Genomic DNA, 13796 nt, shown 5'->3' on the forward strand with positions numbered 1-13796 from the left:
TGGTTTTGGACATCTCAATAGGTCTTTAGCTAACTCAAGTGGGTCGCTTTGAAAAAGTGTCATCAATGAAAGTTACAAACAAGCCTTAATATTTCCAAGACACTCGATCATCATCAAGACGCTCGCACTAATTGTTATTTTTATGAGCAACTACTCATTTCATGACGAAATCAGTTTAGCAGAACAAACAGAAGATTTGGGAAGAAAAGCAATGAAGTTGGGATTGATTCCTTCTTTTGTTGTTCATCACTTCCCTGATAGCTGGGTATTCTATATTCCCGATCAAAACGCCTCAGCTGCTCTTACACCAGAAGAGGCATATCTAAAATTGAAAAAATTATTAAGTGTTGCATAATATTAGGGGGATTAATTCAAAATTCCCCTAAGTTTATTTAAGATAAATAAGTTGGTGGGAAAAAACAAACTATGCGAATAAAAATTAACTAGTCTCCAACCCTCTTCCTTCCTGCCTCCTGCCCGATGGCAACTACTAAGTATTTACGCCAGCCTACTTAATTCATCCCTCATCTTTGTGATAGCCATTTTTCTCACGTTTGAGGCTTTCTTCTAAAGCCTGAATTTGTTCGCGTCTAGCTTCCAATTCCAAGGAACGCCGCGCTAAGTCTTGGTTTTGCAATGTTAGGGATTGTCGCCAATGTTCTGCTCGCTCAGCTTCGTGCTGCAAGAATTCTGGTGTAATACCAGTAGTAAGATATGTTTGTACTAAATGAAGTACCCAACCGGTGGCGTCTTCCAGTCTTTCAATGTCACCTGTAGAGGAAAGCTCTACTAAAACAAGCAAGTTCTCATTCATAGAATTTCCCTTTCCCAGCAGAATGAAGGCCTCTTCTGGAATTATTGCCCACAGGTTATCAGCTTCCTGACGCGCCAATAAACGTAACTGGTGCTGGTCTAAAAAATCGTTTTTATGCACCTGAGCTAGATATAGCATGAGAGTCGCTTCGCTCCAATTCAAAATTCAAAATTCAAAATTAATAAAAAATTAATAAAAAAATAAGTCCTAAAATTGATATTTGGATCTTGTTAATTGGTAATGGGTAATTGGGAATTATTGACATTCCCATTACCCATTACAGTTATCCTAAGCCACCCAGGCGATGCTTACGACAATGCCTTGAGGCGATCGCGTAAAATTTCCGCTTGTTTGGAGGCTTCGGCTAAAGCATCTCTCGCTCCTTGAACTACGTCAGCTCTTGCTCTATCGACAAAACTAGGATTGTTTAATCTGGTACTCAAAGATTCAACTTCTGCTTCAGCTTTGCTCAAGCTTTTCTCTAGTTTGGCACGTACAACCTCGATATCTACCACACCGCTGAGAGGAATTAGCACTTGTATTGTACCTATCACACCAGCGATTGCATTTTCTGGTTCTTGTGCCTGTTGTGATTCTGTCTGCGGGAAAAACTGTCTCCATAGCTTAAGTCTCGCTTCAGCAGTCAGTAAATTTTGACTAACAAACCAAGCTGCATAAAGAAAACCAACCATTTCAAAGAAAGTTCCAACGATCGGAGTTTCATCGATGGCATTTCCCACAGCTAAACCTAACTTACCAAAGACTATAGCCACAATAATTAAGCCAATTGTCTTTAAACCTCTTTGAGGTTTGTTCGCTGCAACAGTTTGCTTTTCTTGTTTGTCAGCAATGGTTAAAGTCTCAACCTTGGCCAAATCTTTAATGTAAGCCTGTCCAGCAGTGAGGATTTCCCGCTCTTTTTCACTTTCAGTTTGTAAATTAGCTGTTACCTTCACTCCTGGTTTCACATCCGCTTCAGCTCGCAAATTCCGAATTGTGCGAATAGTAGCAATCAGTAATTCAAACTGCTCTTCTAATGCTTCATCGATGAGATTTACATCTACCTGGGGATAGGTTTGTAAAGGTAAAATTTGTTGTGAATCTGCTGGTTGTTGGGTGAGAGTTTGCCAAATTTCCTCAGTAATATGGGGCATGAAGGGATGAAGTAATTTCAAAATCCCTTCCAGTACGTAGGCGAGGGTTTGTTGTACTACCCGCCGCGATGCGGGGTCTGCATCTGGCTGGAGGCGAGATTTAACTAGTTCAATATATTGGTCGCAGAAATCACCCCAAATGAATTCATACAATCCCTTTGCTGCTTCTCCTAGACCGTAACTGTCGATGTCATTAATAGTTTGTTTGACAACTTGATGATACCGCGAGATAATCCAGCGATCGCTCAGTTCTAGGGATTGGGGATTAGGGATTGGGGATTGGGAAGATTCTTTCCCAGTCCCCAATCCATCCAAATTCATCATCACAAATCGGGCTGCGTTCCACAACTTGTTAGCAAAGTTGCGGGATGCTTCTACTGATGCTGATTCATCCTTTTTGCGATCGTACTCCAATCTGATATCTTGACCCGCACCAGCCACTTCTCTAATTAGGGTATAGCGGAGAGCATCAGTACCGTATTTGTCAATTAATAACAGTGGGTCAATACCATTACCTTTGGTCTTTGACATCTTCTGACCTTTTTCATCCAGCACCAAGCCGTGGATGTAAACTGTTTGGAAAGGCATTTGTCCAGTAAAATGTCCAGCCATCATTGTCATTCTGGCTACCCAGAAAAAGATAATGTCAAAGCCTGTTACCAAAGTGGTAGTCGGGTAGTAAGTTGCTAAATCCTGAGTTTGTTCCGGCCAGCCTAAAGTCGAAAACGGCCAAAGTCCAGAAGAAAACCAAGTATCTAGTACATCTGGGTCTTGTTCTAAGTTGACACCTTCGCCAAATTGCGCTTTAGCTTTCTCCCAAGCTTCAGCCTCTGATTTTGCCACCACAAATGGCGTGTTATCGGTAATTTGCCCACCCGTTTCACTGATAGCGTACCAAGCGGGAATTTGGTGTCCCCACCATAATTGGCGAGAGATACACCAATCAGTGAGTTTTACTAGCCAATCACGATAAACCTTTGTCCAGCGCTGGGGGACAAACTCTGGAGAAGTTTGCTGGTCGAGGAATTCGAGAGTTTTGTCAGCTAAGGGGCGAATTTTGACAAACCACTGAGTTGAGAGGAGGGGTTCAATGGGTACTTTACCGCGATCGCTATAAGGAACGGTATGCTTATAATCTTCGATCTTCACCAAAAAGCCATCTGCTTCTAGGCGAGAAACCACATTTTTTCTAGCAACAAAGCGGTCTTGTCCTTGAAACTCCCCAGCATTGGTGTTGAGAGTGCCGTCTTTATTCATAATGTTGATTAACGGCAGATTGTGACGCTTACCCATGTCAAAATCGTTCGGGTCATGGGCGGGAGTTACCTTCACGCAACCCGTACCAAAGGTGGGATCGACGAATTCATCGCCAATGATGGGAATCTCTCGTTGTAGAATTGGCAAAGTTAAAGTTTTGCCAATGAGATGTTTGTAGCGATCGTCATTGGGATTAACAGCTACAGCCGTATCGCCCAGCATCGTTTCTGGTCTAGTTGTCGCCACCTCCACAAAACCAGAACCATCGGTGAGGGGATAACGGAAATGCCAAAGATTGCCATTAACCTCTTGATTTTCCACCTCCACGTCAGATACAGCTGACTGAGAAGCTGGACACCAGTTAACTAAATATTCACCACGATAAATTAAGCCTTCTTCGTAAAGACGAGTAAACGCCTCGACAACAGCTTTAGATAAACCCTCATCCAGGGTAAACCTTTCTCGTGACCAGTCCACCGAGACACCCAAGCGTCGTAGCTGATTAAGAATCGTTCCCTCAGACTCCGCCTTCCATTGCCAAGCGCGGTCTAAAAATTGCTGACGTCCCAATTCGTAGCGAGTCTTACCTTCTGTCTTGAGTTGTTTTTCCAGCATACTATGGACAGCGATGCTGGCGTGGTCAGTTCCGGGTAGCCATAGGGTATTTCGTCCCTGCATCCGGTGATAGCGGACGAGGGTATCAATTAACGTACTTTCAAAGGCGTGACCCATGTGTAAGCTGCCGGTGACATTCGGTGGCGGAATCACAATGCAGTAAGGCTCGCCGCCTTTGTTGGGGTCAGCTTTATAAACTTGGTTGTCTTCCCAGAATTTTTGCCACTTGGCTTCAGTGGAAAAGGGGTCGTAGAGACTGGGGAGATTGGGAATGGTTGCGGTCATGCGGGAAAACTAAGGAAGGACTCTAATAAATTTTGCCACAGGGTTGGAGAGGGATTAATGGAAACGAACCGCAAAGGGAAGAGGAGGAAGGCAAGATGAGGCAAACTAGTAGTCTACCAACCCAAAATTGCTAGGTTTGGACTGGGAAGAGGGGACTGGGGTTGGGGGAAGGAATTAAAACCTTTTCCCTTTTCCCCTTACCCTTTACCCCGCCAAGTTTCCCCTTTACCCCGCCAAGTTTCCTTGGCGAACTACTAGCGCTCAGTTAGAAAATTTAGCTTATGGAGTGATTCGGGCGGCGGAGTTTCTTTGGTGTTAATGAACTGATAATCAATATTGTTGTGTTGGAGGCACGTCAAAGCTTTTTTGCAAGTGCCGCATTTTTGAATGCCGTAGACTTGAATTCGTAGTTTGTTTACGTATCTTAACAATATATCCAGAAAACCTTTTGATTAAGCAGTTAGCCCTCAACAAGTGCTGCAATTACAGCTATTAATTTTGAGGGGTCGGCTGGTTTAGTGATATGAAGTTGAAATCCAGCGGTTAAAACCTGTTTTTGTGTAGTTTCTGCGGCATAAGCAGTTAGAGCAATGGCGGGAATTTGTCCACCTTGATTAGCAGGCATTGCTCGTAATTTTTTGATTAAAGCGTAGCCATCGACTTCTGGCATACCCAAATCGCTCAAAAGTAGGTCTGGTTTTGACTGTGCAATTATAGCGAGTGCTTCGTTGGCAGATGCTGCGAGCGTCACAATTGCTCCGTTCTCTTCCAATAGGAAGGCAAGAAACTCACGGGTATCAGCATCATCATCCACAATTAACAAGCGTATTCCTTCTAGTGGAGTATGGAGCATACAGAATGGATAGAAATCGTCAGAAATGTTCTGATCTTCAATTTTGAATTCCAGACTCTGTTGAACCACTGGTAGGCAAACTGTAAATGTCGCGCCTTGTCCTTCGCCAGGGCTTTGTGCCCAAACTCTACCACCATGTAACTCGACAAGTTGGCGCACAATTGCCAAACCAAGTCCTAAGCCGCCAGAACTTCGGCTTGTACTACTATCTGCCTGATAAAAATGCTCAAATACGTGTGGCAAAAAATCAGGATTAATACCTTTGCCCGTATCACAGATTCTGAGTTGTATCTGAGAATTAATCTGTTCTAAACAGACTTCGACTTTTCCACCGGCTGGTGTGAATTTAATGGCGTTAGAGAGTAAATTCCAAACAACTTGTTGAAGACGACTACTATCACCTTTAACTTGTCCAGTTTTTATATCTAGATCGAGATTAATTTGAATAGACTTTGCTTTTGCTGCCAAATGCACTGTCTCTAACGCAGCTTCAATAATAAAAGCAAGATCAACAGTTTCTAAATTAAGTGCTAACTTGCCCCGCAGAATACGAGAGATATCCAATAAGTCTTCAATCAACTGAGCTTGTAGTACAGCATTTCGTTCGATTGTCTCAAGGGCACGTACAGTAGTAGCTTCGTTTAAGGAACGGTTTCTCAGTAGCTTTGCCCAACCCAAAATTGGATTAAGAGGGGAACGAAGTTCATGAGAAACTATGGCTAGAAATTCATCTTTAATGCGGTTTGCGGCTTCAGCTGCTTCTTGCGCTCTCTGGCGATCTTCTGCTAGTGCTAATGCTTGATCTCGTAAGTTTTTATATTCCTGAACTCGAAAAGTTAAATCTGTGAAATCCTCAATTGAGAAGAGGGCATAAAACCTATCTCCATCCAATGCAGACACAGCAGTTACTGTTGTTTGCTGAATGCGATATTTATTTTGAGATAGCGGTATAGGAATAACATATTTATGCAGTTGAGAAGAAAAGATTGCCGGAGGACCGCCTTGAAAAATTTGATCCAAGCGACTAGTATAACGAGGCTGATTCAAATGAGGGAAATATTCAAGAATAGAATTTCCTAAAATTTTACTTCGGGGAATTTTTGTCCATTCTTCTAAACAGCAGTTCCAGAATAAAACAATGTAATCTGACTGTAAAACAAAAGCTCCCAAAGGAATGTTATCTAAAAGGCTAAATTTTTCATGAGCTTGTTCTATGATATTCATTGTTTTAGCCGAAGTTTCGATCTTTTATACAGCCATTTTATAAGATTTTATCGATCACATTATTGCAATTTCATCATGAATTGCATTGATCAGCGTATCAAATGTACCTACGTGGAAGATTAAAATAATATCCCCAATAATTTCTAACTCTTCAATTATGAATCGAGCTTGTGCCAGCAAAATTTTGGAATCGTTTTCGTATGTAGATAATAATAAGTTTTCAATTGTATCTTCTAAGTAAACAGGTAATGTATAGTTTACGTGCTGCTTTAGCACATTACTAAGTGAACCCATTACCCCATTGATCACAATGTTACCAATTTCGCTGAGAGTGCCAATTTTCACCGCATCTAGATCAACAGAACCTGGCTCTTCACCTGTAAGCACTGCAACTAATGATGATGCACTGTCAGTAGGAAAAATCAAGCCAGCAGCACCAGAAAAAGAACCTGTAAAGCCTAGTCTTACAGATGCCAAGCTGTCATCATGAAATCGTGTTGCTAATTCCTCATAGGCTTCAGTAGCAGTTAATACTTTCACAAATGGAATTTTGAGACCAATGTGAGAGTCTACCATCTCATTCAGTAGACTTGCAGCTCGACCAACTCCAATATTAATCAGCTCTTGCAGTGCATCCAGTTCTTCTGCTGTTACATTCATCAAAAGTTATTCCTTAGTATTAAGAACTTCTTGGACTGCCTTTCGCAATTCATTTTCTTTTGGCGGTTTATTGATAAAGTTAATAGCGCCAAGACTATAACTTTGATTGCGTGCCCCTTCTTGGATATCCGCTGAGATGATAATTGTGGGGATTTTCAATTTTTCATCTTGTAAAGCTTGTAGAAATTCAAACCCATTCATGTCTGGCATAAGTAGATCCGCTAGTACGCAATTGGGCTGGCGTTGGTGAACTAATTCTAATCCCTCACGTCCATTTGTTGCTTCTATAATTTCGTAACCATCAACTTGCAGAAACTTCCGAATCATTCTGCGAGAAAAGGCTGCATCATCAATAATTAAAACTAATGCCATTATCTCTGCCCTTTTGTGTTGTAGCTCAATAATTGTTAATTTATCTCAGTTAACTGATAAGCTGATGCGCGTCTACAGTATATAAACACTCTTGATGGTCGTTAACTGCTGACTGTTGACGGGTTTTCAGTCATGAGTCATCAGTCAAATGTACAAATTAAATGCGTAACAGCTTATCATTAATAAAATGAAATCTTACCCATAAAAAAATTAAATCTAGTTCCTCAACTTAAAAATATTTAATAAATAATTCATCGGGTGAAAAGTTAATGGTATAGGGTGTCACTTAACTTTAGTTAAGTATTTTAAATTTTACTGGAGTAATACCAAGGTTGGTAAGATTCGAGGAACTGACGATCGCATTGTTTACATTTGTAACATTGTCTGCTTTTACGAAAACTATTTTTGAAAGTTTGAGTGAATAGCAACGAGGACATTGCATATTTATTACTTTACCATTAAAATAACATTATCTTTTCAGCATTAAAAATCTAACATTATCTAATAGTGGTATATTGCTGAGATTTAAAATTAAATTACTATAAACATAAACACAAAGGATATAGATTTTTAACCTAAAAGGCAATGGAGTTAACTGAAATTAACGATGATATAGAAGCATTCCTGATTGAAAGCTATGAAAATTTAAATCAAATTGAACAAGATATTATTTCTATAGAGAAAACATCAGAACAACGAGAAGCCCTAGTTCGCATTTATCGCTCACTCCACACAATTAAAGGAAACTGCGGCTTTTTACCTTTTCCCAAATTGGAATCACTTGCTCATGCCGGAGAAAATTTGCTTTCGTCTTTACGCGATCGCCAGCTAGCAATTACCCCCACGATCATCAATACTTTACTGCAAATACTTGACAGCATTCGGCAGATTCTGTCTCAAATTGAAGCAACCAGACATGAGGGCGATCGCGATTATTCAGCACTCATTACGACTTTAACTCAATTGCAGTCAACTGAGCAGCCGATGGTAGCATCTGCTGTTAATCAGCAAGCGTCACAGCTAAATCCAGATACTACGTATCTCAATCACGAATTGCCCGAAGTCTCAACCCTGACAGCATCAGAATCTTCTCAGATCCGAGTCAATGTTAACCTGCTAGATCAGGTGATGAACCTCGTAGGTGAACTCGTTTTAACCCGTAATCAGGTGATCGGATTTAGTACCAAGTTTAAGGATAGTAGCTTTACTGCTACTTGCCAACACCTGAGTCTTCTGACATCCCAGTTGCAGGAAGAGATCGTGAAAACTCGCCTGCAATCAATTAGTACCATTTGGCAAAAGTTTCCTCGCGTCACCCGCGATTTAGCGATCGCTGCCGGTAAACAAGTTAAGGTTGACATGGAGGGAATAGATACTGAACTCGATAAAAGCATTATTGAAGCGATTAAAGACCCCTTGACTCATTTAGTCCGCAACTGTATAGATCATGGCATTGAGTTACCAGCCGAGCGGACTGCTTGTGGAAAGTCATCTGTAGGACGGTTATTTTTAAGAGCTTTTCATGAAAGCGGCAAAGTCAATATTGAAATTGGCGATGATGGTCGTGGTCTGGATTCAGAAAAACTCAAAAAGCGAGCGCAGCAACTGGGTTTAGTGAGTGCCGTAGAAGCTGCGTCCATGAGTGAGACAGAAGCAATAGACTTAATTTTTTTACCCGGCTTTTCTTCTTCAGAACAGGTGACAAACCTTTCTGGGCGGGGAGTCGGGATGGATATTGTGAAAAATAATATTGATAAAATTAACGGCACCATTGAAATTTATAGCCAGCAAGGACAAGGAACGACATTCAAAATTAAGATTCCCCTGACCTTAGCGATTATTCCGGCATTAATTATCACCAGTGGTGGCGATCGCTATGCTATTCCCCAAGCAAATATCCAAGAGCTAGTACGCCTAGAAGCACAGGCAGTTAATCACATTGAGATGTTTTACGATGTCCCTGTATATCGCTTGCGGGATACTCTTGTGCCATTGGTTTATTTTGATCAAGTATTGCAAATAGCCAATAGCGATACCAACTTGGAAATGTTCAGTTTAGTAATTGTGCAAGTTGATAACTATCAATTTGGATTAGTTGTGGACACAATTGAAGACATCCAAGACATTATGGTTAAACCTCTAGGAAAACAGTTAAAGGCGCAATCTTTATTTGCCGGAGCAACTATTCTAGGGGATGGCACAGTGACATTAATTATTGATATTGTTGGTTTGGCAAACCGATCTGGTGTAACTGCAAAACAAAAGCAGCAGTTATTAATTGAAAACGCCGTAAAAGACCAAGATCAAGTTATTGATCGCCAAACAATATTATTGTTTGAAGGACCCGGAGGCGCTCGCATGGGCATTCCTCTAACCATTGCCTTTCGGCTCGAAGAAATTCTTTGTTCTGCGGTAGAGAAAGTAGGTAATCAGGATGTCGTGCAATCCTACGGGAAAATTTTGCCATTAATTGACCTCCACAAAGTATTTTCCCATAGTTATGAAAATAACCTCCGCGATCAGACTAAGGCAACTGTTGCAGAGACTCTCCAAATAGTGATTGTCTCCCCCTCATCAGAACTCAACGTTGCGCTAGTGGTTGATCGCATTCTTGACATTGTAGAAGAACCACTGATAATTACAGGTGTCTCTAGTAGACCGGGTGTACTTTTATGCGCTGTATTTCAAGGTCAAATTACAGAAATCCTTGACATTGAGGCTGTAATTCGCATTGCTAACCCTCATTTGCTGCAATTGATTACTAATGGCTGAACAACAAATTTGCACATTTTTTCTTAAAGGAGTTTATTTTGGTATTAACGTGCTACACGTTAAAGAAGTGATTCGCCCACAACCAATAACTCGTATACCTTTAGCCCCACCAGATATCTGTGGCTTGATTAATCTACGTGGACAAATTATTACTGTAATTGATTTGCAACGCCGACTAGAGATGAGCGAACCGCAGACACAATCAAATATAAAACTTGTAGATGAAGCCCAGGGATTTAATATTATTGTAAATTTTGAGGATGAAATAGTCAGTCTGCTCGTCGATAATGTTGGTGATGTCTTAGAGTTTTCACAGAACATGTTTCAACCCCCACCTACAACCTTAAAAGGTAAAATTCGTTGGATGCTAGTAGGGGCTTACCCTCTCCCAGATGGATTTTTGCTAGTTTTAGATGCCGAAAAAATTTTAGATGTTAATTTGATAAATAAAGTTATCGAGTAATTGAGGAGCGCTTTGCAATGACTACGAATCGGGCTGCAAAAATAGCCAACTCTAAATCTTCTTCAGAAGATAGTGTATCTTCACAGGCTGATAACGGTGTCACAAAAGAACAACTGCAAGCGTTACTATTAGCACTTAAATCTGTAAAAAATGGTGATTTTAGTGTCCGTTTAGCTGTTGAAAATAATGAACTAGGTGAAATTGTCTTGGTTTTTAATGAATTAGTAAGTTTAAACCAAAACTTTGCCCAAGAAGTTTCTCGATTGACAACCGAGATTGGTACAGAAGGAAAGCTCGGCTCTCAAGCCGTTGTCAAAGGAGCAGAGGGAAGTTGGCAAGGATTGCTTGATAACTTCAACCAAATGTCTACAAATTTAAAAGAGCAGATCAAAAGTATTAATGAAGTAACCCTTGTCGTTGCCCAAGGAAATTTATCCAAACAAATTGAGGAACGCAATGCTGGAGATTTTAAGCAACTCACAGATAATGCCAATCAAATGATTAGCAGCTTGAGGTCTTCAATTAGACAGATGGCAGAAGTGGCGACAGCAGTTGCGTCTTCATCAGAAGAATTGACCGCAGTCAGCACACAAATGACTCAAAATGCCGAACAAACTTCTGAACAGGCAACCTCGGCATCTAGCTCCGCCGAACAGGTGAGCCAGAATAGCAGTACAATTTTGACTGCGGTAGAGCAGATGAATGCCAGCATTCAAGAAATTGCTAAGACCGTCATGGAAGGGGCAAAAGTCACGACTCAAGCAGTTAAAACTGCTGACCGCACCAATGAAACAATTAATAAACTGGGTCAAAGCAGCATTGAAATTGGCAAAGTAATTAAAGTTATTACGGCGATCGCTGGGCAAACAAACTTACTGGCACTCAATGCGACAATTGAGGCGGCAAGAGCCGGAGATGCCGGCAGAGGATTTGCTGTAGTCGCCAACGAAGTGAAAGAATTAGCCAAACAAACAGCAAATGCCACTGAAGATATTAGCCAGCGCATTGAAGCAATTCAGACAGATACAAAAGCTGCCGTTCAAGCCATTACTCAGATTACTGATATTATCAATCAAATCAATGACTTTCAAAGCACAATCGCTAGTGCTATTGAAGAGCAAACAGCAACGACAAATGAAATTAGCCGCAATATTGCTGAAGCAGCCAAAGGAACATCTGATATTGCTAAAAATATCGCAGTTGTGGCATTGAATACTCAAAGTACGACAATTGGCACGAGTAATACCTTACAGGCAGCCACAGAATTATCGCGTATGGCAGTAGATTTACAAAAAGTCGTCAGCCAGTTTATGTATTAGTTTTTTCACTATCCCCAATTCCCAATTCCCAATTCCCAATCCCCAATCCCCAATCCCCAATGCCCAAAATCCGGGTACTAATTGTTGATGACGCGGTAGTAGTTCGCAGTCGAATCAGTAAAATTTTGTCCATCGATCCAGAACTGGAAGTGGTAGGAGTCGCTGCTAACGGTCGCATTGCCCTTGCCAAAATTCCCCAGGTCAATCCTGATATTGTGATTCTGGATATCGAAATGCCAGAAATGGATGGTTTACAGACTCTAGCGGCGATTCGACAAATCTATCCCTACCTACCAGTGATAATGTTCAGCACCTCTACACGGACTGGAGCGATCGCAACCCTCGAAGCTCTCTCTTTAGGGGCTTCAGATTACGCCACAAAACCTAGTAACTTAGGAAGTGTAGAGGCGATAAATCAACATATTCAAGCGGATTTAATTCCCAAAATCAAAGTATTTGGTGCAATAACTACTCCATTTCCCACACCAAGCACGGTTGATCCAGTTGTTTTTGGCGTTTCCACCAATCCCAAGCGGGTAGAGGTTATAGCAATTGGGGTTTCTACTGGAGGTCCTAATGCCCTAAGTGTATTACTTAGAGAGCTTCCAGCCGATTTATCAGTTCCCATTTTGATTGTGCAACACATGCCCCCCATGTTTACGAAACTATTAGCTGAAAGATTATCTTCTAAATGTCAAATCCCAGTGAATGAAGCGGTTCCCGGAGTGGTACTAGAACCTGGACAAGCTTGGATTGCACCGGGAGATTTTCATTTAGTTGTGCAACGCGACAAAGGTGTAGTTCGACTTGCTACTCATCAAGCACCGAGTGAAAATTCCTGTCGTCCTTCAGTAGATGTTCTGTTTCGGTCGGTAGCAGAGGTTTATGGTGCTGGAGCGATCGCAGTCATCCTTACAGGTATGGGGCAAGATGGGTTACATGGCTGTAAGTGTATCCGCGAGGCGGGTGGACAAGTGCTAGCCCAAGACAAAGCTAGTAGCGTAGTGTGGGGGATGCCTAGTTTTGTGGTTAATGCTGGACTTGCCAATCAAGTTGTCACCCTTGACCAAATGGCAAGTGAAATTATGCGGCGAATTCGTTACAAGCAAATTCCTATTTCAGGTCTGTAATGGAACAGACTAAGGGTGTCAGCACCAATGATTTTGAGTATCTTCGTCAATTAGTTCGCGATCATTCAGCAGTTGTGTTGTCTGCTGAGAAAAGCTATCTAGCGGAGTTACATTTACAGCCAATTGCCGAATCAGCAGGATTTGCTTTAATTGCTGAACTGGTAAAATATCTCAGAACTCAACCCTTTAACAATCTTCATGTCCAGACAATTGAGGCGTTAGTCACTAATGAAACCTCATTCTTTCGAGATCATTACCCTTTTGAAGCACTGAGACAATACATACTACCAGAGTTAATCAAAAAACGGGCTGTTGAGCGATCGCTCAATATTTGGTGTGCTGCTTGCTCTAATGGACAAGAACCCTACAGCATCGCTATGCTAATTCGTGAACATTTTCCTTTACTTACCAATTGGTCTATCAGGCTAATTGCTAGCGATTTTTCTACTAAAGTTTTAACGCGTGCCGAAAAAGGGCATTATAACCAACTTGAAATTAGCCGTGGACTATCTAAAAATCTCCGTGACAAGTACTTTCATCGGCTAGATAGTGACTGGCAAATAAAGGACGAAATTCGCCAGATGACAGAGTTTCGTCAGATCAACCTGATGCAATCTTGGTCATGCCTTCCCGAAATCGACGTGATCTTTTTACGCAATGTTTTAATCTACTATGATCTAGCGACCAAGAAAGCCTTGCTAAGAAAGGTAAAACAGCAATTAAGAACAGATGGCTACCTGTTTCTTGGTAGCGCTGAGACGACTATCAACCTGGATGGCTCATTCAAGCAGGTTTCGTTTAACAAGGGTATCTGCTATCAATTGCACAATGCTTAACAAGTTTGCCTACAATCGTTTCCGTTTTTACCAGCTAGTCGA

The 13796-nt window shown here is 41.4% G+C and carries 11 protein-coding genes and 1 pseudogene; 6 read left to right on the top strand and 6 right to left on the bottom strand.

Features of this window, described 5'->3' with window-relative positions:
• Positions 1–142 precede the first annotated feature (142 nt).
• On the top strand, positions 143–355 hold the full coding sequence (locus ACFG4S_RS08805) for a hypothetical protein (protein WP_392534435.1): 213 nt from the start codon (positions 143–145) through the stop codon (positions 353–355).
• 162 nt (positions 356–517) lie between these two features.
• On the opposite strand, the gene ACFG4S_RS08810 is transcribed toward ACFG4S_RS08805, so the two are convergent.
• The 6 genes and pseudogenes from ACFG4S_RS08810 to ACFG4S_RS08835 all read right to left on the bottom strand — a co-directional run bounded on the left by ACFG4S_RS08810 (position 518) and on the right by ACFG4S_RS08835 (position 7234).
• Positions 518–952 carry a hypothetical protein gene (locus ACFG4S_RS08810; protein ID WP_392534436.1) on the bottom strand — a complete coding sequence of 145 codons (435 nt, stop codon included), beginning with the start codon at positions 950–952 and terminating at the stop codon, positions 518–520.
• 170 nt (positions 953–1122) lie between these two features.
• Positions 1123–4125 carry a valine--tRNA ligase gene (locus tag ACFG4S_RS08815; protein ID WP_392534437.1) on the bottom strand — a complete coding sequence of 1001 codons (3003 nt, stop codon included), beginning with the start codon at positions 4123–4125 and terminating at the stop codon, positions 1123–1125.
• 284 nt (positions 4126–4409) lie between these two features.
• A pseudogene (locus tag ACFG4S_RS08820) lies at positions 4410–4556 on the bottom strand (arsenate reductase family protein); the annotation flags it as partial.
• 29 nt (positions 4557–4585) lie between these two features.
• The gene (locus ACFG4S_RS08825) at positions 4586–6202 is read right to left on the bottom strand and encodes an ATP-binding protein (RefSeq protein WP_392534438.1); all 1617 of its coding nucleotides are present in this window, start codon (positions 6200–6202) and stop codon (positions 4586–4588) included.
• Positions 6203–6256: 54 nt separating this feature from the next.
• Complete coding sequence (locus tag ACFG4S_RS08830) at positions 6257–6862, bottom strand: chemotaxis protein CheX (protein ID WP_392534439.1); 606 nt, start codon at positions 6860–6862, stop codon at positions 6257–6259.
• A gap of 6 nt (positions 6863–6868) precedes the next feature.
• Positions 6869–7234: a response regulator gene (locus ACFG4S_RS08835; RefSeq protein WP_335041344.1), complete on the bottom strand. Its 366-nt coding sequence runs from the start codon at positions 7232–7234 to the stop codon at positions 6869–6871.
• Between the two features lie 585 nt (positions 7235–7819).
• Here ACFG4S_RS08835 and ACFG4S_RS08840 point away from each other — a divergent pair.
• From ACFG4S_RS08840 to ACFG4S_RS08860, 5 genes are read left to right on the top strand one after another with little or no spacing between them, the layout of a single operon-like run.
• Entirely contained in the window at positions 7820–10006 is a 2187-nt protein-coding gene (locus ACFG4S_RS08840; protein ID WP_392534440.1) for a chemotaxis protein CheW, read from the top strand.
• Positions 9999–10469, top strand: coding sequence for a chemotaxis protein CheW (locus tag ACFG4S_RS08845; RefSeq protein ID WP_392534441.1), 471 nt, complete (start codon positions 9999–10001; stop codon positions 10467–10469). The genes ACFG4S_RS08840 and ACFG4S_RS08845 overlap by 8 nt, the downstream gene beginning before the upstream one ends.
• 17 nt (positions 10470–10486) lie before the next feature.
• Positions 10487–11788: a methyl-accepting chemotaxis protein gene (locus tag ACFG4S_RS08850; RefSeq protein ID WP_392534442.1), complete on the top strand. Its 1302-nt coding sequence runs from the start codon at positions 10487–10489 to the stop codon at positions 11786–11788.
• Positions 11789–11847: 59 nt separating this feature from the next.
• Positions 11848–12918 carry a chemotaxis response regulator protein-glutamate methylesterase gene (locus tag ACFG4S_RS08855; protein ID WP_392534443.1) on the top strand — a complete coding sequence of 357 codons (1071 nt, stop codon included), beginning with the start codon at positions 11848–11850 and terminating at the stop codon, positions 12916–12918.
• Positions 12918–13754, top strand: coding sequence for a CheR family methyltransferase (locus tag ACFG4S_RS08860; protein WP_392534444.1), 837 nt, complete (start codon positions 12918–12920; stop codon positions 13752–13754). The genes ACFG4S_RS08855 and ACFG4S_RS08860 overlap by 1 nt, the downstream gene beginning before the upstream one ends.
• Positions 13755–13796: the final 42 nt, after the last annotated feature.

The organism is Nostoc sp. C117 (assembly GCF_043099735.1).
Taxonomy (GTDB): Bacteria; Cyanobacteriota; Cyanobacteriia; order Cyanobacteriales; family Nostocaceae; genus Nostoc.

Excerpts from the sequence above, each read along its gene's own strand:
- ACFG4S_RS08805 (WP_392534435.1), top strand. The coding sequence starts at position 143 with ATGAGCAACTACTCATTTCATGACGAAATCAGTTTAGCAGAACAAACA.
- ACFG4S_RS08810 (WP_392534436.1), bottom strand. The coding sequence starts at position 952 with ATGCTATATCTAGCTCAGGTGCATAAAAACGATTTTTTAGACCAGCAC.
- ACFG4S_RS08815 (WP_392534437.1), bottom strand. The coding sequence starts at position 4,125 with ATGACCGCAACCATTCCCAATCTCCCCAGTCTCTACGACCCCTTTTCC.
- ACFG4S_RS08825 (WP_392534438.1), bottom strand. The coding sequence starts at position 6,202 with ATGAATATCATAGAACAAGCTCATGAAAAATTTAGCCTTTTAGATAAC.
- ACFG4S_RS08830 (WP_392534439.1), bottom strand. The coding sequence starts at position 6,862 with ATGAATGTAACAGCAGAAGAACTGGATGCACTGCAAGAGCTGATTAAT.
- ACFG4S_RS08835 (WP_335041344.1), bottom strand. The coding sequence starts at position 7,234 with ATGGCATTAGTTTTAATTATTGATGATGCAGCCTTTTCTCGCAGAATG.
- ACFG4S_RS08840 (WP_392534440.1), top strand. The coding sequence starts at position 7,820 with ATGGAGTTAACTGAAATTAACGATGATATAGAAGCATTCCTGATTGAA.
- ACFG4S_RS08845 (WP_392534441.1), top strand. The coding sequence starts at position 9,999 with ATGGCTGAACAACAAATTTGCACATTTTTTCTTAAAGGAGTTTATTTT.
- ACFG4S_RS08850 (WP_392534442.1), top strand. The coding sequence starts at position 10,487 with ATGACTACGAATCGGGCTGCAAAAATAGCCAACTCTAAATCTTCTTCA.
- ACFG4S_RS08855 (WP_392534443.1), top strand. The coding sequence starts at position 11,848 with ATGCCCAAAATCCGGGTACTAATTGTTGATGACGCGGTAGTAGTTCGC.
- ACFG4S_RS08860 (WP_392534444.1), top strand. The coding sequence starts at position 12,918 with ATGGAACAGACTAAGGGTGTCAGCACCAATGATTTTGAGTATCTTCGT.